19 protein-coding genes and 4 tRNA genes are annotated in these 19,651 nt (G+C 71.6%); 7 read left to right on the top strand and 16 right to left on the bottom strand.

Features of this window, described 5'->3' with window-relative positions:
* From IMZ35_RS08125 to IMZ35_RS08110, 4 genes are all read right to left on the bottom strand, one after another.
* A partial coding sequence (locus IMZ35_RS08125; RefSeq protein WP_199440271.1) for a cytochrome P450 occupies positions 1-1,260 on the bottom strand: 1,260 nt, incomplete at its 3' end.
* A 314-nt stretch (positions 1,261-1,574) separates the two neighbouring features.
* Complete coding sequence (locus tag IMZ35_RS08120) at positions 1,575-2,021, bottom strand: SRPBCC family protein (RefSeq protein WP_199440270.1); 447 nt, start codon at positions 2,019-2,021, stop codon at positions 1,575-1,577.
* Positions 2,018-2,401, bottom strand: coding sequence for an ArsR/SmtB family transcription factor (locus IMZ35_RS08115; RefSeq protein WP_199440269.1), 384 nt, complete (start codon positions 2,399-2,401; stop codon positions 2,018-2,020). Before IMZ35_RS08115 ends, IMZ35_RS08120 begins: the two co-directional genes overlap by 4 nt.
* Before the next feature lie 58 nt (positions 2,402-2,459).
* A complete protein-coding gene (locus IMZ35_RS08110; RefSeq protein ID WP_199440268.1) occupies positions 2,460-3,023 on the bottom strand; it encodes a hypothetical protein in 564 nt (187 codons plus the stop codon).
* Between the two features lie 52 nt (positions 3,024-3,075).
* Between IMZ35_RS08110 and IMZ35_RS08105 the strand changes: the two genes are divergently transcribed.
* Positions 3,076-3,618: an MOSC domain-containing protein gene (locus tag IMZ35_RS08105; protein ID WP_199440267.1), complete on the top strand. Its 543-nt coding sequence runs from the start codon at positions 3,076-3,078 to the stop codon at positions 3,616-3,618.
* Positions 3,619-3,764: 146 nt separating this feature from the next.
* Here the strand turns inward: IMZ35_RS08105 and IMZ35_RS08100 are convergent, their stop codons facing one another.
* The 3 genes from IMZ35_RS08100 to IMZ35_RS08090 all read right to left on the bottom strand — a co-directional run bounded on the left by IMZ35_RS08100 (position 3,765) and on the right by IMZ35_RS08090 (position 6,611).
* Positions 3,765-5,174, bottom strand: a complete 1,410-nt coding sequence (locus IMZ35_RS08100) for a PepSY-associated TM helix domain-containing protein (protein WP_199440266.1) — start codon at positions 5,172-5,174, stop codon at positions 3,765-3,767.
* Positions 5,175-5,255: 81 nt separating this feature from the next.
* Positions 5,256-5,813 (bottom strand): hypothetical protein, encoded by a 558-nt coding sequence (locus IMZ35_RS08095; protein ID WP_307867854.1) that lies wholly within the window; start codon positions 5,811-5,813, stop codon positions 5,256-5,258.
* 126 nt (positions 5,814-5,939) lie between these two features.
* On the bottom strand, positions 5,940-6,611 hold the full coding sequence (locus tag IMZ35_RS08090) for a hypothetical protein (protein ID WP_199440265.1): 672 nt from the start codon (positions 6,609-6,611) through the stop codon (positions 5,940-5,942).
* A gap of 276 nt (positions 6,612-6,887) precedes the next feature.
* Here IMZ35_RS08090 and IMZ35_RS08085 point away from each other — a divergent pair, with 276 nt between their 5' ends.
* Positions 6,888-7,727, top strand: coding sequence for a helix-turn-helix domain-containing GNAT family N-acetyltransferase (locus tag IMZ35_RS08085; protein WP_199440264.1), 840 nt, complete (start codon positions 6,888-6,890; stop codon positions 7,725-7,727).
* A 117-nt stretch (positions 7,728-7,844) separates the two neighbouring features.
* Here IMZ35_RS08085 and argG read toward each other — a convergent pair whose 3' ends face one another.
* Positions 7,845-9,290: an argininosuccinate synthase gene (gene argG / locus IMZ35_RS08080; RefSeq protein ID WP_199440263.1), complete on the bottom strand. Its 1,446-nt coding sequence runs from the start codon at positions 9,288-9,290 to the stop codon at positions 7,845-7,847.
* Between the two features lie 471 nt (positions 9,291-9,761).
* Here argG and IMZ35_RS08075 point away from each other — a divergent pair, with 471 nt between their 5' ends.
* On the top strand, positions 9,762-10,319 hold the full coding sequence (locus tag IMZ35_RS08075; RefSeq protein WP_199440262.1) for a hypothetical protein: 558 nt from the start codon (positions 9,762-9,764) through the stop codon (positions 10,317-10,319).
* A 371-nt stretch (positions 10,320-10,690) separates the two neighbouring features.
* Here the strand turns inward: IMZ35_RS08075 and IMZ35_RS08070 are convergent, their stop codons facing one another.
* The 6 genes from IMZ35_RS08070 to IMZ35_RS08045 form a co-directional block, all read right to left on the bottom strand.
* Positions 10,691-11,521: an SDR family oxidoreductase gene (locus IMZ35_RS08070; protein WP_199440261.1), complete on the bottom strand. Its 831-nt coding sequence runs from the start codon at positions 11,519-11,521 to the stop codon at positions 10,691-10,693.
* Positions 11,522-11,834: 313 nt separating this feature from the next.
* Positions 11,835-12,071, bottom strand: a complete 237-nt coding sequence (locus IMZ35_RS08065) for a Rossmann-fold NAD(P)-binding domain-containing protein (protein ID WP_199440260.1) — start codon at positions 12,069-12,071, stop codon at positions 11,835-11,837.
* 389 nt (positions 12,072-12,460) lie between these two features.
* Positions 12,461-12,532 (bottom strand) — tRNA-Val (locus IMZ35_RS08060).
* Between the two features lie 48 nt (positions 12,533-12,580).
* A complete protein-coding gene (locus tag IMZ35_RS08055) occupies positions 12,581-13,024 on the bottom strand; it encodes a TIGR02611 family protein (protein WP_199440259.1) in 444 nt (147 codons plus the stop codon).
* A gap of 17 nt (positions 13,025-13,041) precedes the next feature.
* Positions 13,042-13,851, bottom strand: a complete 810-nt coding sequence (locus IMZ35_RS08050) for an anti-sigma factor (protein ID WP_199440258.1) — start codon at positions 13,849-13,851, stop codon at positions 13,042-13,044.
* Positions 13,848-14,528, bottom strand: a complete 681-nt coding sequence (locus IMZ35_RS08045; protein ID WP_307867853.1) for an RNA polymerase sigma factor — start codon at positions 14,526-14,528, stop codon at positions 13,848-13,850. Before IMZ35_RS08045 ends, IMZ35_RS08050 begins: the two co-directional genes overlap by 4 nt.
* A gap of 245 nt (positions 14,529-14,773) precedes the next feature.
* Here IMZ35_RS08045 and IMZ35_RS08040 point away from each other — a divergent pair, with 245 nt between their 5' ends.
* The 4 genes from IMZ35_RS08040 to IMZ35_RS08025 all read left to right on the top strand — a co-directional run bounded on the left by IMZ35_RS08040 (position 14,774) and on the right by IMZ35_RS08025 (position 15,624).
* A complete protein-coding gene (locus IMZ35_RS08040; RefSeq protein ID WP_199440256.1) occupies positions 14,774-15,199 on the top strand; it encodes an SsgA family sporulation/cell division regulator in 426 nt (141 codons plus the stop codon).
* Between the two features lie 149 nt (positions 15,200-15,348).
* Positions 15,349-15,421, top strand: a tRNA-Gly gene (locus tag IMZ35_RS08035).
* 55 nt (positions 15,422-15,476) lie between these two features.
* Positions 15,477-15,548, top strand: a tRNA-Cys gene (locus IMZ35_RS08030).
* 1 nt (position 15,549) lies between these two features.
* Positions 15,550-15,624 (top strand) — tRNA-Val (locus IMZ35_RS08025).
* A gap of 354 nt (positions 15,625-15,978) precedes the next feature.
* On the opposite strand, the gene IMZ35_RS08020 is transcribed toward IMZ35_RS08025, so the two are convergent.
* Both IMZ35_RS08020 and IMZ35_RS08015 read right to left on the bottom strand, forming a co-directional pair.
* Positions 15,979-16,878 carry a diacylglycerol/lipid kinase family protein gene (locus IMZ35_RS08020; RefSeq protein WP_199440255.1) on the bottom strand — a complete coding sequence of 300 codons (900 nt, stop codon included), beginning with the start codon at positions 16,876-16,878 and terminating at the stop codon, positions 15,979-15,981.
* A gap of 737 nt (positions 16,879-17,615) precedes the next feature.
* A complete protein-coding gene (locus IMZ35_RS08015; protein WP_307867852.1) occupies positions 17,616-19,265 on the bottom strand; it encodes an FAD-binding oxidoreductase in 1,650 nt (549 codons plus the stop codon).
* Between the last annotated feature and the right edge of the window lie 386 nt (positions 19,266-19,651).

Genomic DNA, 19,651 nt, shown 5'->3' with positions numbered 1-19,651 from the left:
ACGGCGCGCGCCCCGGTGATGCCGTGCCAGACCCGCGTCCGCGCGGCGGGACCGGCCATCGTGTCGAGCAGCCGCGCCGGGGCCGCGGGTGAACACGCCGCGCTCGACCGCGGTGAAGCCCTCGCGCAGCCGCGCCTGCGGCATGGCGTCCAGCAGCATGTTGACGCCCACCTCCACCTCGGCCTTGGCCAGCAGCGCGCCGACGCAGAAGTGCCTGCCCAGCGCGAAGGCCAGGTGGTTGGCCGCGGCGGAGAACGCCTTCGTGGTGCTGAGGTCCTCGCGGAAGACGTCGAAGCGGTCCGGATCGGCGTAGCGCTCGGGATCGCGGTTCGCCGCGCCGATCAGGCACGTCACCGTGCTGCCGGCCGGCACGACGCCGCCGGAGAACTCCACGTCCTCCGCGGGCTGGCGCATGATCATGTGCACCGGCGGGCTGTAGCGCAGCGTCTCGGCGAACGCGGCCGGAACGAGATCGCGGTCCTCGCGCACCGCGGCGAGCTGGTCGGGGTGCTCCAGCAGGTTGTTGAACAGGCTGACGACGGCCTTGTCCGTCGTCTCACCCCCGGCGGTGAGCAGCAGGCTGCAGAACGCCTTGACGTCCTCGTCGCTCATCTTCGTGCCGTCGATCTCCGCCTCGCACAGCGTCGAGAGCAGGTCGTCGCCGGGGTTCTGCCTGCGCTCCCGGATGATCGGCAGCATGTAGGCGGCGAACTCCTCCTTGGTGCGCAACCCGTCGGCGATCACCCGCGGGTCCTGGCTCAGGTTTCCCAGGAACGCGATGATGGCCGTGTACCAGCGGTGGAACGCCTCGTGGTCGCCCTTGTCCAGGCCGAGCACGTCGACGATGACGTTGACGGGGAAGCGCGACGCGAACTCCGGCACCAGGTCGACCGTGCCGCGGTCGCGGAAGGCGTCGATCAGTTCGGTGGCGTTGCGCTCGATGACCGGGAGGAACTTCTCCTCCAGCGCGGAGCCGCGGAAGGCGGGTGCGACGAGCGCCCGCCGCACCGAGTGCTCGCGGCCGCTCATCTGCAGGATCGTCCTGCCGTGCACGGGTTCCAGCTGCCAGTCGTAGTTGTCCGTGGTGAACACCGGATCGCGGAAGGCGCGTTCGACGTCGGCGTAGCGCGAGACGATGTAGCTCTGCGTCGCCTCGTGGTGCAGCAGAGGTGCCCGTTCCCGCAGGACGCGGTAGGCGCTGTACGGGTCGGCGGCGAACTCCGGCGACAGGATGTCGGGGACTTCTGGGGCCGTGGTCATGACACTCCCTGGAGGGGCGCTGGGTGGTGTGCGACCGAGGCTATTGAGCTTTCACCCATCGGGTCTAGAGCCGTGCGGGGGGCGTCGCAGCGTGCTCCTGCCTGCGCCGCGACGGTCCGGGCGCGAACGGTCTCCCGCCGCACCGCCCGCCACGTGCGAAGATCGACTTCGCGGAGTCCGGCGGCGCTCCCGCGGGCGACGGTGTTAATGTGGATCTTCTTCAGAACTCGTCAGCCGTCGCCCGCAGTCCTCTGTGGACGACGATCGGCGACGCCGTCCCACCCGCGGTGCCGGGCGGGACGGCGCGCTCGCGATCACGCGGCGAGCAGGGTGTCGAGCTTGGTGAAGGAGCTCTCCCAGCCGAGCTGCGCCATGCTCACGACCTCCGCGGAGTAGGGGCCCTGGCGCAGGACGAGCCGCGTCGTGCCGCCCTCCTCGTGGAACTCGACGCGCGTGGTCGTGCGGGGGGACCCCTCGCTCCCCTCCTCCACGCCCACGATCAGCGCGTCCTCCACGACCTCGGTGAAGCGGGCGTCGACCGGCGACGTGAAGTCCGGGTCCGCGTCGCTGACCATCGTGAACCGCTGGTGACCGCCCGTGCGGGCGTCCACGTCCACGGTGTCGCGGGGGACGGAGAACCCCACCGGGCCGAACCACCGCGCGAGCTGGTCGGGGTCGGTGAACGCGGCGAACACGAGTGCCCGCGGAGCGGCGAAGACGCGGGTCATGACGAGTTCGGTGGTGGTCTCGGGCTGGGTCACTGTTCTGTTCCTCCGGTGTCGGGCCGGTCCGGCCGCTGATCTCGCTGCTGTCGTCGCTGCGCGGTCCGTCGCAGGTGCTCGTCGAGACGGTCGAAGCCGGTGTCCCAGAACCGCCGGTGGCCCTCCACCCGGTCCATCGCCTCCCGCAGCGGTTCCGGTCGCAAGCTGCTCGACCGCCACTGCGCTGAGCGACTGCGGGAGATCGGCCCCGCCCGCTCCAGCACCTTCAGGTGCCGTGAGACCGCAGGAAGGCTCATGGGGAACGGCGCCGCCAGCTCCGAGACGGTCGCGTCCCCCTCGGCCAGCCGGGCGAGGATCGCCCGGCTGGCCGAGGGGGACGCGACCGCGGCGACGACGACGCTGAGCCGATCCGGGGCCACTGTTCAACCACCTCGTTGATTAACGGGTGTGTTGAACGTAGAGCAGCGCGGGCAGATGTCAAGCGCCTCGTCGGGACGTCCGCCACGCCGCCAGGGCGACGCCCGCCGGGACGGCGGTGTTCAGCAGCAGGACCGGGATCTCCTCCAGCACGGTGTACCCGGCGACGACGACCCCGATCCCGGCGTTCACGACGCACACCAGGGTCCACAGCGGCACGAAGATCGCGGCGGCTTCCCCGGTCGCGGAGAACGCTCCGCCGCCGAGGAGCGCGGTCAGCAGTGCGACGCCCGCCCAGAGCAGCAGTCCGGCCGCGAGGAACAGCGGGGTCCGTCCACCGTGGACGACCGGGCCGCCGTCCCACGCCGCCGCGCTGGCGAACCACGCTCCCGCTGCGACGGCCGCGGGCACGCCGAACACCGCGCCGAACGCGACGACCCGCGCGCGGACCGGCCGGTCGGCGGTGCGGGCGTCGAGCGCGGCGACGAGGTACCACGACGGCAGGAACACCGCCGCCGCGACGGCGCCCACCGCGGGGTGGTCGGACTGGGAGAGCAGAGCTGTCAGCAGCAGAACGGCCGTGAGCAGCAGCAGTCCGGCCGCGACGAGCTTCGAGGTGCGCATATAACAACGTTAACAAAAATATGTTACCGGCGCTCGGGGTAGTGTCGCGGACGTGGGTGAACCGGTTCCGGTCGAGGTCGTGGCACTGCTGGTCTCCCCGGTGCACGCCTACGAGGGCAGGCCGCAGGACGGGCCGGGAGCCGATCCGCTGGCGGGTGCGCGCGAGTGCGTCGAGGTGCGCGCGGGCCTCGGCCTGGTCGGCGACCGGTACTACGGGCGTCCGGCGCACCGCCGGGCCGCCGTGACCGTGTTCGCGGCGGAGTCGCTGGACGCGATCACCCGCGAGCTGGAACTGCCCGCCACCCCGCACCCGCTGCTGCCGCGGCGCAACGTCGTGCTGCGCGGGTTCCCCGTCGACGACCTGGCCGCCCGGCGCGGCGCGGACGGCGTCGTGTTCACCGTGGACTGCGGTGACGGCCCGGTCCGCTTCCGGGCGCACCGCCCCGCCAGCCCGTGCGGCTGGATGAACGTCGTGCTGGCCCCCGGAGCGCACCGGGCGCTGCGCGGGCGCGGCGGCGTGCGCTGCGAAGCCCTGGACGACGGCGTGCTGCGCACCGGTCCCGCGGTGCTGCGCGTCGAGCCGCCGCGGAGCTGAGCCCTCGGCGCACGGGCCTGGACCGTGCGGCCGGACCGGGAGCGGGGCCGCTGCCGGGCGCGCTCTCCGGGTGCGCTCTCCGGGCGCCACTCTCCGGGCGCCACGGGGGAGTTCCCGTGGCGCCCGCTCCGGATGCGGTCGCGCGCTCAGTCGGCGGCGATCTCCTGCTTCGACCGGGCACGCCCGGCCCGCAGACCCACCAGGACGTCGATGAGGAGGAACGCCACCAGGCTCACGCCCAGCAGCGGGGCGAACCACCCGGCCGCCAGCGCCAGCACCGCGGCGGCGACGAGCGCGCCGCGCGGTGCCCGGCGCCACTGCCCGCGCGGGACCGGCCGCCCCGTCGCGAAGCCGGTGGCGCGGGTGGGCCTGCGCAGCCACCACATGCGGTAGCCGAGCACGACCATCGTGACCAGGCCGAGGCCCAGCGCCAGCAGCAGGAGCTGGTTCGGCCAGCCGAACAGCACGCCCATGTGCCCGTCGACGCCCCACCGGGCGAGCTTCGCGACGAACGGGAAGTCGGCGAAGCGCAACTCGTCCACGATCTCGCCGGTGCCGCCGTCCACGGCCACCGCGTCGACCTGCGTGGGCCAGGAGCGGCCGATCTCGGTCACCCGCCACGCCGCGCCCGCCTCGGCGGGCAGCGCGATCTCGACGGTCGACCCGTCGATCCCGGCGGCGCGCGCGGCGGCGAACACCTCGTCGACCGTCTCCGGCGACGCCGGGTCGGCCGGGGTGTCGCCGTGTCCGGCGTGGCCCGAGTGCTCGCCTGCTCCGGCCGTGGACAGCGCGGGGGTCGCCCAGCCCAGCGAGGTGCGCAGGGAGGAGACGTTCTCACCGGCGTGGGTCGACCAGGTCAGTCCCGTCGCCGACAGGAACAGCGCGCCCACGAGCACCCACAGGCCCAGCGCGCCGTGCCGCCGCACGGTGCGGCGGCGGACGGACTCCCGCGCGGTGCGGTCGGCCCGCTTGCGCGAGATCCACAGCACCAGGCCGCCCAGCGCGACCACCCACAGCCAGGACGCGGCCAGTTCGCTGTAGAGGCGGCCCGGCTCGCCGAGCAGCAGGTTGCGGTGCAGCTGGTCGAGGGTCGTGCGCAGCGGCAGCACCCCGCTGGTGCCGTAGGTGACGAGGTCGCCGACCACCTCGCCGGAGCCGGGATCGACGAACAGCGTGCGGCGCTCGGACTCGCCGAGGCTCGCGTCGCTGAACAGGACCCTGGTGGTGTCGCCGGGTTCTGGCGCGGGCCGGACCGCGACCAGGTCGCCGTCCGGCCCGGCGTCGAGCGCGGCGCGGACCTGTTCGGACAGCGGGAGCTGCTGCTCGCCCACCGGAACGCGGAGCTGGTCGGAGTAGACCCACGACTCCAGCTGGGGCGTGAGCGCGTAGAGCACACCGCTCAGCGCGGCGACCAGGACGAAGGGGCCGACGAGGACACCGGCGTAGAAGTGCAGGCGCAGCACCAGTCCGCGCCACGCGGGGGCGCGCGGTGCGGACGCCGGTTCGGACTGCGGCGACTCGGGAGGTGACGGCTCGGGAGGTGACGACGTGGTCATGAGGATCTGTCCCTGGGGGTCGAGGTGGCACGGGGCGGCACCACGGCGCGGCGCGTGCGGCGGTGGTGCGGTGGGGGAGGGTCAGCCCCGTGCCGGGGGACCGCGCCGGGACAGCGCGGTGCGCCGCAGGACCCCGGTGACCGGGAGGGGCGGCGGCGCGGTGGGGAAGAGGATCGTCAGCGGCGCCGTGGCGGGAAGCGGCGCGAGCCTGCGCGGCAGCACGGACCCGATCGCGGCGGTCAGCGCGAACAGCGCGCGCTCCGCGCACGTCAGCACGGCGGTGAGCGCGAGAGTGGCGACGACGTGCGCCGCGACCATCAGCCCCGGCTCCTCGGCGGACGTGCCACCGTGCCCGTGGTGGGCCGCGTGCGCGTCGCGGGAGGTCAGGGTGAGCAGCACGTGCACGGCGACCTGTCCGGTGCTCAGCAGCGCCAGGATGTCCCGCGGCCCGCGCTCGCACCCGGCGAGCCCGCTCGCCGCCCAGGCCACGAGCGCGATCAGCAGCACGGTCAGCGCGGCGCTCGGCAGCCGGCCGTTCGCGCCGACGTGCGCGCTGACCGCCAGCACGCCGGTGGCCAGCCCCGCCACGCCGCCCCGCGCGCGCCGCAGCGCGCCTCGGGTGGGATGGGGACCGGCCACGTCGGCAGCGTAACCGCGGCTCACCCGTGGGAGAACCGCTCGCCGTGGGCGTTCGCGGGCACGCGCGGCCGGTCGCTCCCGCTCCGCCCGCTCGCCGCCCACGACCGGTACTACGTGCGGCGAGGGCTACCGGCTCACGGTGGACGCGCTCTCGTACGAGCGCAGCTGCACGTGGGTGGTCTGCTCCAGCACGTTCGCACCCGACGGCGAGGGCAGACCGAGGCGGTGGTCCAGCAGCCCCGTCCAGCGCCCGCAGTCGCTCGCCGGGAACCCCAGCTGCTCGTCGACCGTGGCGAACCGGAGCGTCGGCGGGTCCTGCGACACGACCTCGGTCTCCCCGACCGGCTGGAGCACCGAACGGATCGGATCGTCCTCGTCGCCGATCGTGCACCCCGTCGGCAGCAGCGGGCCGCTCACCGTGATCGCGAGGTCGATCTCGCCCTTGCGCTCGTCGTCGGACAGGAAGTCCGGGTGGCCGCCGCAGCGCAGCGCGACCCGCGCGCCGGGAACGCCGGGCACCCGCACGGGCTTCGACCGCAGCGCGCCGAACACCTGCGCGTACTCGCCGTCGAGGCGTCCCTCGGCGAAGGTCAGCCGCACGGCTCCCATTCGCAGGTCGCGGACGTTGCCGAAGGAGAGGACACCCCGCGATTCGAGCACCTCGCAGCGCCACTCCGCCGGGTCGGCGCCGCTGGGCAGAGCGGGGCAGTCGGTGAAGTCGAACTCCGCGGCGTTCGCGGTTCCGGCGGTGAGGGCGAGCGCGGTGACAGTCGTCGCGGCCAGAGCGATGATCTTCATGCCACGCAGCACGTCCTCCGCCGCACCGCGCTGGGATCGGGTGAACCCCCGACCCGTCCCCGAGAACCGTCTCGGGGCTGGTCGACCAGCCCCGCGAGAGCACACGGTGACGCGACCGAGCGCGTGGCGCTGGAGAGGGGCCGCCGCGAGGCAGCCCGGCCCGTCCCCACGACGACAGCGGACGGATCGTTCATCGAGGCATCTCGATCCAGCGCAGCGGAATCTATCGACCGCGCTCGATTGACGCCACCGATGATCCGGGTCGATACTGGGTGCATGACCAGCACTGCCCCCGCAGCGGCGGCCCTCACCGCGGCCGACGCGGCGACGTACGCGGACTGGTTCGGCTGCCTGGCCGAGCCGACCAGGGTGCGCCTGCTGCACCTCGTCGCCACCGCCGGGCGGCCGGTGACCGTGGGAGAGCTGACCGAACAGCTCGGCATCAGCCAGTCGACCTGCTCGCACCACGTGCGCAAGCTCGCGGACATCGGCTTCGTCCTGCTGCGCAAGGAGGGCACCGCGACCCTGGTGACGGTGAACGCCGACTGCTGCACGGGCCTGCCCAACGCGGCCGACGTGGTGATGGGAGTCCTGGCGCCCCGCCCGTGCTGCCCGGCCGACCTCCCGGTGGACGTCCACGTGCGCGCCCTGGAACCGCGGGACTGGACCGCGGTCCGCCGCGTCTACGCCGAGGGGATCGCCACCGGCGACGCCACGTTCGAGACCGAGGTGCCCGCCCGCCGGACCCTGGACGCGACGTGGTTGCCGGAGCACCGCTGGGTGGCCGAGGTCGACGGCCGGGTGGTGGGCTGGGCGGCGGCCTCACCCGCGTCCGCGCGCGAGTGCTACTCGGGCGTGGCGGAGACGTCCGTCTACGTGGGAGAGGGCTCTCGCGGCAGGGGAGTGGGGAAGTCGTTGCTGCACAAGCAGGTCACCGCCGCCGACGCGGGCGGACTGTGGACGTTGCAGACCTCGATCTTCCCGGAGAACCGCGCGAGCGTCGGCCTGCACCACTCGGCCGGGTTCCGCACCCTCGGGGTGCGCGAGCGCGTCGCCCGTCACCGCGGGCGGTGGCGCGACACGGTGTTCCTGGAACGCCGCGGCGGCGCGTCCTGAGCCGCTCCCGCCCGTTCCGTCAGCTCCGGGGGTGTTGACGGCACGAGCGGGAGTCCTCGGAGACGGCGATGCGCTCGCACCGCTCGGGAGGAGCGGTACGAGCGCATCGCCGTCGTGTCAGTCGTTGCCGGCTTCCAGCGCGGCGTGGTCGAGCATCTCGTCGTCGGCGACGTGGCCGCGGGAGGCGATCGCCTCGGCCCCGCCGTGCGGCATCGCGCCGATCAGCTCGGTCGGCGCCACCTGCCCGGCCCCGAGCAGCGTCGAGTGGCCGCTGCCGATCATGCCGAGCCCGGCGTACTGCTCCAGCTTGGCGCGCGAGTCGGCGATGTCGAGGTTGCGCATGGTGAGCTGGCCGATGCGGTCGACCGGCCCGAAGGCCGAGTCCTCGGTCCGCTCCATGGAGAGCTTGTCCGGGTGGTAGCTGAACGCGGCACCGGTCGTGTCCAGGACGGAGTAGTCGTCACCGCGCCGCAGGCGCAGCGTCACCTCGCCGGTGATCGCGGTGCCGACCCAGCGCTGCAACGACTCGCGCACCATCAGCGCCTGCGGGTCCAGCCAGCGGCCCTCGTAGAGCAGCCGGCCCAGCTTCCGCCCCTCGGTGTGGTACGCCGCGAGGGTGTCCTCGTTGTGGATGGCGTTGACCAGCCGCTCGTAGGCCGCGTGCAGCAGCGCCATGCCCGGAGCCTCGTAGATGCCCCGGCTCTTGGCCTCGATGACGCGGTTCTCGATCTGGTCGGACATGCCCAGGCCGTGCCGGCCGCCGATGGCGTTGGCCTCCAGCACCAGGTCGACCGCGGAGCCGAACTCCTTGCCGTTGATCGTCACGGGGCGGCCCTGCTCGAACCCGATCGTGACGTCCTCGGTGGCGATCTCGACGGCGGGGTCCCAGAACCGCACGCCCATGATCGGCTCGACGATCTCGATGCCGGCGTCGAGCTGTTCGAGCGCCTTGGCCTCGTGCGTCGCGCCCCAGATGTTCGCGTCGGTGGAGTACGCCTTCTCGGTGCTGGCCCGGTAGGGCAGGTCGCGGGCGAGCAACCACTCGGACATCTCCGTGCGCCCGCCGAGCTCGCTGACGAAGTCGGCGTCTAGCCACGGCTTGTAGATGCGCAGGGAGGGGTTGGCGAGCAGGCCGTAGCGGTAGAACCGCTCGATGTCGTTGCCCTTGTAGGTGGAGCCGTCGCCCCAGATCTGGACGTCGTCGTCGAGCATGGCGCGCACGAGCATGGTGCCCGTGACGGCCCGCCCGAGCGGAGTCGTGTTGAAGTAGGCGCGGCTGCCGGACCGGATGTGGAAGGCGCCGCAGGCCAGCGCCGCGAGCCCCTCCTCGACGAGGGCCGCGCGGCAGTCGACCAGGCGGGCGAGCTCCGCGCCGTACGTCGAGGCGCGCCCCGGCACCGAGGCCGTGTCGGGTTCGTCGTACTGACCGATGTCGGCCGTGTACGTGCACGGCACCGCGCCCTTCTCACGCATCCACGCGACCGCCACCGAAGTGTCGAGGCCACCGGAGAAGGCGATGCCGACGCGTTCGCCGACGGGGAGTGAAGTGAGCACCTTGGACACGCCTGTAATTATGCACGAGAGTGCATGAGGATTCACAATCGGGGTGTCCTGAGCATGTCGTCGCAGGTCGTGGCGCTGCCGATCGACCGAGTGGGGCCTGGGCGTGTTCTGGCAACGGTGATCGCTCCGGGTGGGTGAACCACCGGCCGCGACGGAGGTGTCCGCCGCGCGAAGAGCCGCCTCGGGGAGCGCGACGCGACCGCTGCCGGGCGGGGAACCGGTGTGGTCGTGGCCGGGTGCCCGCCTCGGGTCGGCCGATCGGTCGGGGCCGACCGTTCGACCGCGTCGTCCATGACGCGCATCACATCCTCTCGCGGTGCGGGGGGAGTGGGGTAGAAAGTGGTCACATCAGGTAGACGTACTAGTAACTCTACCTAGTGGCCAGACGGCCGGCGGAGGAAGACCGCACTTCGCTCCCCCTCTCCCCGCGCAGACCGCTCTCCCGTCGATCGCACCCCCGGAGGAACCACCATGACCACCACCGCCACATCGACCCCGCCCGGAATCGCGTCAGCTCTCCGGCGGCTGTACCTCGTGCGCTTCGGCTTCGCCCTCGTCTGGGCGGGCGCGCTGTTCGCCACCGCCTCGGGCCTCGGCCCGGTGAGCGCGGCGCTGCTCGTGCTGTACCCGCTGTTCGACGTGGCCGCCGCGGTCGTGGACGCCCGCTCGTCCAGGGCCAGCGGGCCAGCTGCGGGTCTCCACGCGAACATCGCGATCAGTTCGCTCGCCGGCGTCGGCCTGGCGGTGGCCGTCACGTCCGGTGTGCCGGCGGTCCTGCGCGTGTGGGGCGTCTGGGCGATCGTGTCGGGCCTCGTCCAGCTCGTCGTGGGCATCAGCCGCCGCACGCTGGGCGGCCAGTGGGCGATGATCGCCAGTGGAGGTCTCTCCGCGGTGGCCGGGACGACGTTCTACCTCCAGGCATCCACCGGAGGAGCGTCGCTGAGCACCCTGGCCGGCTACGCCCTGGTGGGAGGGATCTTCTTCCTCGTCTCGGCGCTGCGCCTCGGCCGCGCCACCACGAGGAACTGACGGAAGCGCTCCTCCCGGCGAGGTCGCGCCGGTGTCCACGACCCGCGCCGAACCGGACCGCCGCGCACGCGGGTCCGTCCCGCGGGCGCGGCGCGGCCCCGGACGAGTCCGGCGGTTCGGCCCGCACCGCCTGGAGCACGGCCTGCGCGCCGGACGACCGCTCAGCGGTCGTGACCAGCGCGGTCCCGCTCCGCGACACCAGTGCGGGCCCGCGCACGCGCGGCCAGGAGTCCCGGACGGGCCCGCGCCCCGCGTGGCTCGTGCGCCACGCGCGAAACCCCCGATCGCCACCACGGCCGCCGTGGTGGCGATCGGACACGGCGCCGCGGACCGCGCGCGGCGCGAAGACCGGTGCCGCCTCGGTCTGCCGCTCAGCCGCCGAGCGCCGTGTACTCGGCGTCCGCGGCGTAGGCGGAGTCGCGTTGCCGCCGCAGCGAGGCGAGCCGGTCCTGCACCGTGGTGGTGACGGCCTCGTAGGCGTCGGAGTTCAGCAGCAGGCGCAGCGGCGGGTCCTCCGACAGCGCTGCCTCGATGGTGGCGTGCGCGACACCGGACTGGCTGGCGACCATGTCCTCGACCTTGGCCTCGGGGGAGTCCGCCGGGCCGCCGCGGTAGGGCTCGCTGAGCGGAACCCGCTCGGCCGCCTCGTAGAAGCTCGTCCGGACCCTGCCGGGCTCCACCAGCACCGTCTTGATCCCGAACGGGGCGACCTCGGCCGCCAACGTCTCGAAGTACCCCTCGATCCCCCACTTGGTGGCGTGGTAGATCGCGAAACCGGGGAAGGTGATGTGACCGCCCATGCTCGACAACTGCACGAGCACGCCTCCCCCCTGCTCGCGCAGGTGCGGGACCACACGGCGGGCGAACTGGATCGAGCCGGTGAGATTGGTGGCGATCATCTGCTCGACCTGTGCGTCGCTGAGGTCCTCGGCCGCGCCGAACACGCCGAAACCGGCGTTGGAGACGACCACGTCGATGCGCTCGTGCTCGGCGAACGCCTTGGCCACCACCTCCTCGACCCGGGCTGTGTCGGTCACGTCGAGGCGGCTGCGCCACAACAGGTCGCCGTACTGCTCGGCGAGGTCGTCGAGCTGTTCGGGCCGACGCAGCGTGGCGGCGACCCGATCGCCCCGCCCGAGGGCCTGCTCGGCGATTTCCCGGCCGAGGCCGCGGGATGCTCCGGTGATGAGCCAGGTGGTCATGGAACGTTCTCCTGTGGTTCTGGACGTCGTGAAGGGGGAAGGCACCGGATGCCGGTGCCGTGGGGGGCGTGCGCTGGTGGTGTCAGCCGCACCGGCCCGACCGGCCGGTGCGGCGCCGCCGTGGTGGCGCGGAGGCCGGTTTCGCGATGTGCGAGGAGAAGACGACCCCGAGGTGGTCGCGATCGGGACAGGATCGGCTCGGCGCTGGAGCAGCGACGCGAAACCGCTGATCAGCCGGACGGCCGGAGGTGGTTCGTGCGCATCTGGGCCTCCGCGCACGCGTCCTCGGTGCCGAGCGGCCGGTGGGTGCGGGTCACCCGGCGTCGAGCAGAGCCGTGTCGAGGTCGAGGTGCTCGGCCTCGACGAACTCCAGCGAACGCGTCACCTGCTCCCGCTCGGTGATGTCGCGGGGGAACGCGACCGCGCCGGTGAGCCGCTGGGCCTCGGTGCCCGCACGCGGTGCGCACCGAGCGGCCACGACGACGCGGCTGCTCCGGCTGCTGAACCGCACGACGTCCGCCGGTTCCGCACCGGTGCTGGCGATCAACACCCGCCGTCCCGTCGTCCGCGCCTCCGCTCGCCGTTCCCGACACTGCTCCGGTCGTGCCCCGGCGATGCGGCAGACCCGTCGGTGGCGACCAGCAGAAGTCCGTCCGCCCGCCCGGTGATGTCGTCTCCTGACGAGTTCATCGTTCTCTCCCCGTCGTCTCCGGTGGGACGCCTTCCACCATCTGCCGACGGAGCCGCGTGCACAAGCGATGTTCGAGCACGGCAGCCATGCGCCGAACGCATGGCACGGTCACGCGGTCGCCCGACCAGGAAGGGAGTGGTCGCCACGACGGCCGATCACGTCGACCGCCGCGGCGCAGACGCGCCAGAACGGCAGGGCACAACGACGGAAGCCCCCGACCGTGATGGTCGGGGGCTTCCGTCGTGATGTGGGCGATACTGGGATCGAACCAGTGACCTCTTCGGTGTGAACGAAGCGCTCTCCCGCTGAGCTAAACGCCCTTGTTCTTTCTTCTCCCCGCTCTCGCGGTGTGTCCATACCCTACAACATCAACCCCCGTGACCAAAAATCGGGCTCTCCAACCACGTCTGGTGGAGGCCGAACCAGCCTCCCACCAGCGCGAACACGTTGAGCAGGTAGCAGGTCGCCAGCACGAACAGGCCGGTCGCGGCGAGCACGAGCAGACGGATCGCCAGGGGCTGGCGCTTCAGCCAGTCGACCCACCTGTCGTAGTAGCCCTTGGCGAACGCGAGGACGCGCTCGGCCCAGCTGAACTCGCTCGCCAGGATCGCCAGCCCGGCGAACACGACCAGCCAGCCGGGGCCGGGGTAGGGGATCATCAGGATGCCGCCGACGAGCACCACCGCGCCGATCACGCCCACACCGATGCGGTAGGCGAGGTTCAGCGCGGGATTCCGCCGGAACCACTCGCGGAACCCGTGCGCTCTCTTCCCCACGCGCGTGGTCGTGTCGTCGTGCTGATCGGTCGACATCCGGTGATCCCCGCTGTTCATGCTGCCTGCACCTGACCCGATGCAACCACACTCGACGGTGCCGCGGGTGCGGAACGCCCCGGCTCCAGTGATATCGCGAAACCGCTGTGCGCGTGCGCGTCCGGCGACCAGGTCAGGAGCGTCGCGTCGGTCGACCCCGGTCGCACGTCGAACGTCGCCAGAGGCACCGGATCGGTGGTGCTCGTGCCCCAGACGACGTAGACCTGGTGCTGCGCGTCGTTGGCGTTCAGCTCCATCGGCATCACGGCGGCCTCGTCGGTGCCGGACAGCAGGACCGCCGTCGTCTCGCCCGACGGGGTGCGCAGCACGGCCCGGTCGGTCGTCGGATCGGCGGCGACGCGCAGCGCGTGCTCCAACTGGTCGGTCCTCGACGCCTGTGCCTCCACGCGCTGGTTGAGCCGATCCACCTGGACGCCCACGACCCCTCCGGCGGCCGCCACGAGGACCACGGCCGCTGCCGCCAGCAGCACTCCCGTCCGCCGCCTCCGCCCACCGGCGCGAGTGGCCACCGGCCCGTCCGGCGCGGAGTGCACGAGCCGAGGACCCGTCACCGGCTCCTCCTGCGGAGTGTCCTCGATCGCGGCCATCAGCCGCTCCCGGAGCCGCGCTGGTGGGTCCTCCTGACGCACCGCGCCGCCCAGGGCCGCTGTCACCTGCTCCGTCGAGCGGACGGTGAGCCCGCACCGCTCGCAGCCGTCGAGGTGCTCGCGCAGCAGCACCTCCTGGTCCGGCTCCAGGGCGTGCATCGCCCAGCCGACCGCGAGCTCCTCGTGAGGGCACCGCTCGTCCCTGCGCTCCCCGGTCACCACCGCGCTCCCGTCGTCCGGTCCGGCGTGTCGCCGGTCTCCGCTGCCCAGAGGGCCGCCATCGATCCGCGCAACCGGCGGATCGCCGCGAACGTCCTCGACTTGACCGTGCCGAGCGGCACCCCGGTCAGCGTCGCGACCTCCGTCTGCGTGTAGCCGCCGAGGTAGGCCAGGGCGATCACCTGGCGCTGGTCCTCCGGCAGTCGTGTCAGGGCCTCCCGCACCTCGGCGCTGACGACGCCGGCGAGAGCCTCGTGGTCCGAGCCCCGCGCGGGGGACCCGCTCCGCTCGGACAGCTCGTCGGTCAGCGGCACGGTGCGTCGCCGCTGGGTGTTCTCCCGGCGCACGGTGTCCACGGCGCGGTGGTGCACGACCGTCATCAGCCAGGTGCCGAAGCCTCCGCGCGAGGAGTCGAAGCGGCTCGGGGCGCGCCACAGCGCGAGGAACGCCTCCTGCACGACGTCCTCGGCGAGTTCCGGGTCGACGCAGATGCGCTTGGCGAGGGAGTAGGCGGGCCTGCTGTAGCGGTCGTACAGGGCGCCGAAGGCGGACCTGTCGCCCCCGGCGAGTCGCGCGACGAGTTCTGCGTCGGACAGCGCGCCGCTACCGCGCACGGCCCCGGTCGTGCCGGTGTCGTCGGGTCCGCGTTGCGGCGGTGGTGCGGGCGGGTCAGCCACCAGAGAGATCCTCACGTCCAACATTCGCGCAACAGCCGGTACCGGGTTCAGGTTAAACCCAGCAAGATGGTGGCCACTGTGTACAGGATGGTGACTCAGGGTTACTATCTAGTCGCGATGAGAGATACTTGTGGCCCGTACGGGTGACGTGGAGTCCAATTGCACGCGTTTCTGACCACAGAGACGTCACAGCGGCAGGGCTCGGTCGTTTCCTTGAACGGAAAGGGAGAAGAAGGGTAACGACGATGCGCAATGACCATGTGACGCTCCGTTCAACAGCGGTCTTCGACCTGCTGGCACCGCGGACTCCCGCGGTTCCCGTGCAGGTGGAGCTGCGCTACGACACCAAGGACCCCTACGCCGTGGTGGCGGCCTTCCGCACCGGCCGCGCCGGATGGGTGGAGTGGGTGTTCGCCCGAGACCTCCTGGCCGACGGCCTGATCGCCGACGCCGGTGACGGTGACGTCCGGATCAGGCCGGCGGTGGACGACCCCGAGGTCGTCGTGATCGAACTCAGCTCTCCGTCCGGCCACGCCGCGTTCGAGGCGGCCGCGCAGGAGCTGGCCGACTTCCTGGATCGCACCTACGACGTCGTGGTGCCCGGCAACGAGCACCTCTGGGTCAACGTCGACGAGGCTCTCACCTACCTCATCTCCAACGATCTGAGCTGAAACCGCAGGTCACGGCGCTGTCGGGAGAGGCAGAGGACCCCGATTTGATTCGTGCGCCGGGCTTCGGATAAAGTTCCTCTCGCACCACGGAAGACCGGAACAACACAAGCCCCAAAAGGGTGCGGGTGTTCTTGAAATCCGTGAGGCATGCGGATGTAGCGCAGTTGGTAGCGCATCACCTTGCCAAGGTGAGGGTCGCGAGTTCGAGTCTCGTCATCCGCTCGGCAGAGAGTCCTCTGGCTCAGGCCATTGTCCTGCGGCTGGTCCTCAGGGCAACGGCGGAGTGGCCGAGTGGCTTAGGCAAGGGCCTGCAAAGCCCTGTACACGGGTTCGATTCCCGTCTCCGCCTCGGGCGATTAGCTCAGTGGGAGAGCACTACCTTGACACGGTAGGGGTCACTGGTTCAATCCCAGTATCGCCCACCAGTTATGTTTGCTGGTCAGAACGGCCCGTCGGTGAACACCACCGGCGGGCCGTTCTGCGTCCACGGGAGCAGACTGGGAGCAGACGATCGTCTGCTCCCACGTGGGGTCACCCTTTCGCGGCCGTGGTCGACCGCTCCCACCGCCGCTGGCGCCCTGTGCCTGCTGACAGCGTCGTCCGCACGGCCGGTCGTCATGCCGTGCCGGTCGGCGTCTCGGCGGATGGCAGCCGTCGCCGTGAGTGTTCGACGCCTCTTGGGCTCGTACGGCCTCTACCCGCACAGACGAGATTCTCGGCAGGTTCGAGGGCGTCGCGCTCCCGCAGCTGCCGCACCAGCACCCTCGCGGTCGCCGAGTTCATGCCGGCACCTTGACGACGAGCGCTCCGGGGTCCACCTGGGCCTTCAGCGACCTGGTCGTCCCGCAGACTTCTCCGTCCACCTCGAACGGTTTGGTGCGACTGCTGCGCAACTCCAAGCGCCGGAACCGGAACCGCTCCACCGCCGGCCCGTCCACCCGGCGGGACCCGATCAGGCTCCCCGCCGTGACAAGCCAACCCCCGGCGTGCACGTCACGCAGCAACACCAGGTCCAGGAGCCCGTCGGCGGGATCCGCGTCCGGCAAGAGGGAAACCCCGCCCTGCAAGGCGCCTACGTTGCCGATGACCGCCCCCAGGACGCGGCGGGTCAGCCAGCGGCCGTCGTCCAACCGGACAGACACCCGACTCGCGCCCGATCGCAGACCCTTGAGGACCGCCGGTACGTATGCGGGCCACCCCAGGAGACGCTTCATCCTGGGCGAGGTGTCGCGGACCATCTCCGCGTCCAGACCGATCCCGCCCATGCCGACGAAGGGGCGTTCGTCCAGCAGGCCCATGTCGATGCGGCGGTCCGCACCGTCGAACGCGGACGCGACGGCGTCCTGCACCCCGCTGCCGATCCCCAGGTTCCGGGCCACGAGGTTCCCCGTGCCGATCGGGACTATTCCCATCGCCACCCCGGTGTGCGCCAACCCGGCGGCCACCGCGTTCACCGTGCCGTCCCCACCGCACGCCAGGACCAGGCGCGGGCGGCCTCGCAGGGCGAGTGCCGTCACCCCCGTCCCGGCATCGTCACGGGTGGTCTCGAACCACTGCGGCTCGCACCAGCCGCGGTCCTGGGCGCTGCGCGACACCAGATCCCGCAATCCGGAGTGATCCACCACGGCGCCCGGATGAACGACCACCGCCACACCAGGTCTGTCACGCCACGGATCCACCCGAACCACCTTCACGAGGTCGACGCCGGACCGGATGCCCCTCGGCAGGTGAACGTACACGTGGAGGCGACGCGCAGAGCGCTGCGCCCCGGTCCGGGTCGATCACGTTCCCCACCGCGTTGCCGACGCGGGTGCGGCAGGTGCCACGGGTGTGTCCGACCGGCTTCTGTCCCGGACGCACGACTCACGCGGGCCGGCAACCACCAGCGGCGGCGAGAGAGACCGCACCGAAAGTCGGATCGCCGTCGGCACCACCTCCCGGCGGTTGCCGACATCTCGTGCAGCGACCGCCCCGCAGCGAAGGCGCGTGCGTCGGTCCCGGTGTTCCCCGGCCCGTGTCCGGCACTCCCGCCGTCGCGTCGAGCGCTTGCAGATCTTGTCTCTGACCCCGGGTCGCCGACCAGGCGACGCCGTCCTCGGTGTGTGCCAGGAGGCCGGGAACCGTGTCCAGGTCCGGGTGGGAGCGCACGAGGACGACCAGCCGGTCGATCGGGTCCACACAGGACTGGCGGGTGCTGTCGAGCGTCAGCGACCGGGCGGTCGGGTGGTGCGTCGCCAGCTTCAGCCGTGCCGTGCCGCACCGCACGCGCCGCTCTGCGGTGTCGCGCGGTTCCACGACACCGTCACCGGCGCACGACCGCGGTCTGCCGCACCGGGCTTCGTCGAACCGGTGCGGCAGAACCACCGTCGGGATCACCATCACCGGACGAGCCGGTGACCCCGACGGGAGGAGGTCGTCAGGACGGGAGCCGGACCGACTGGGAGTGCTGGAAGACGTCCTTGGGGTCCCACTTGGCCTTGACCTGCTGCAAGCGGGGGTAGTTGGACTTGTAGTACAGGTCGTGCCACGGGACGTTCGAGGAGTTGTAGGCCGGATCGGACAGATCGGTGTCGGGGTAGTTGACGTAGCAGCCGTCGGTGCGGCTGTCGGGAACCGGGACACCGCCCGTGGCGGCGTAGAGCTCGGCGTAGAAGCCGCGGAGCCACGACAGGTTCTTGGCGTCGTCGGCGGCGGTGGACCAGAAGGTCTGGCAGAGCGCCTGGAACACCGACGTCCGGTGCGGGGCCGCGGTCGCGGCGGAGTCCACCGCGTTTATCTTTCCACCGTACGGCAGCAGCAGCAGCATCGCGTTCGGGTTGTCGATCGCGGCGCTGGTGAGGTGCTTGTAGATTACGGACAGCTGAGCGTCGGTGTAACCCTTCCGGTGGTACGCAGATTTGTGGTCGGCACGTAGGGTCGGGTTGGTCAGCATAGGTGAATTGGTTGCCAGCAGTCGAACGGAGTGGAACCAGGGCAGACGCTGAGCGTTGACCAGTTGAGGCATCGGACCGTATTCGCCGCCATTGTCGGTCATTGCCCGGACACTGGTCGTCACACCGTCGCGGAGCACCTTGACGAAATCCGTCAGCAACTGCTCGGCGTTCGGGTCGTCCCCGTCGACCTGGGCGAAGACGGATACGCTTCCGTTGGACTTGTGGTTGAGCGCGAGCGATGCCGACAACGCCGTGCCGGGTGAGTCGGGACCGCTGTTGAGCTCGTGCCAGGAAGTGAAGTTCTTGACCAGCCTGGTGAACTGCGTCTTGGTGAGCTCCGCCCAGGGAAAAGATATTGCGTGCAGCAGCACCGTGGACGGCGGCCTGGGCAGCGCGGTGGCCGGATCGGCGCCGTCCACGCCGTTCGAGCGCAGCCAGTAGCGGGTGATCACGCCGAAGTTCCCGCCCCCACCGCCGGTGTGCGCCCACCACAGGTCGCGATGGGGGTCGTCGGGCTCCCTGGTGGCCACGACGCTGCGCGCCTTCCCCGACCGGTCGACCACGACCACCTCGACGGCGTAGAGGTGGTCGACGGTGAGCCCGTGGCGACGGGCCAGCGGGCCGTCGCCACCGCCGCAGATGTGACCGCCGGCCCCCACGGAGTAGCACCGGCCGCCGGGAATGGTCACCCCCCACCCCTTGTACAGCGTGGAGTACAGGTTCAGCAGCCGCGCGCCGGGCTGGACGGCGAACGCCCGCATCTGCGGGTCGTAGTGGACCGAGTCCATCTCCGACATGTCGATCACGACGCGGACGGCGGGGTTGCTGACGAAGTCCTCGTAGCAGTGCCCGCCGCTGCGCACCGCGACACGACGGCCGGTGCTGACCGCGTCGTCGACGGCGTCGACGACCTGCTGGGTCGAGCCGACGAGCCGGAAGTGGTCCGGGGAACCCACCCAGCGCTGGTTGTTCCCGGTGATCAGCTCGCCGTAGCGGGGATCTCCTGACGACACGGTGAACGGCCCGAAGGTGTCGGTCGCGGCGGCCTCCTCGGCGGCCGCGGTGGTCGCGCCGGCGCTCCCGGCCCCCAGCAGCGGGAACGCGGCAACCCCCGCGGCCAGTCCCGCGCTCACCCCGAGGAACGAACGTCTACCACTTCTATTCGCGTCTTTCTTCGTGCTTCTCGTCATATCTTCGCCCGTCATGACGTCCCCTCTGAATTCATGCCGAACAGCGCCTCAACAAGGCGAAGCGAGGTGTTGGCGTGCTGTTTCCACGTCAAAGCCGCCGAGCACCGCGCGACTGCTCCCCACAGCATTGAGCGCGCTGTTGCACAGTTGGACTCCCCAGTCCCGGTGTGGTGCTCGAACCGCACCGGATGCAGCCGCGAGCCTAACAGGGCGCAGGCGTCTCGTATGGGAAATCCGGAGTACTGGTCGATCGGCGCCCGCCGTGAGCGCGCTATGCCCGGTCTTCTTCAACGGCTATGCTAGAATCGCTGGTCCACGGGGACTTGGGG

It is taken from the genome of Umezawaea beigongshangensis, assembly GCF_016464305.1.
GTDB lineage: Bacteria > Actinomycetota > Actinomycetes > Mycobacteriales > Pseudonocardiaceae > Umezawaea_A > Umezawaea_A beigongshangensis.
The sequence above is the reverse complement of the archived record's forward strand: the minus strand, read 5'-3'. Positions and strand labels throughout refer to the sequence as shown.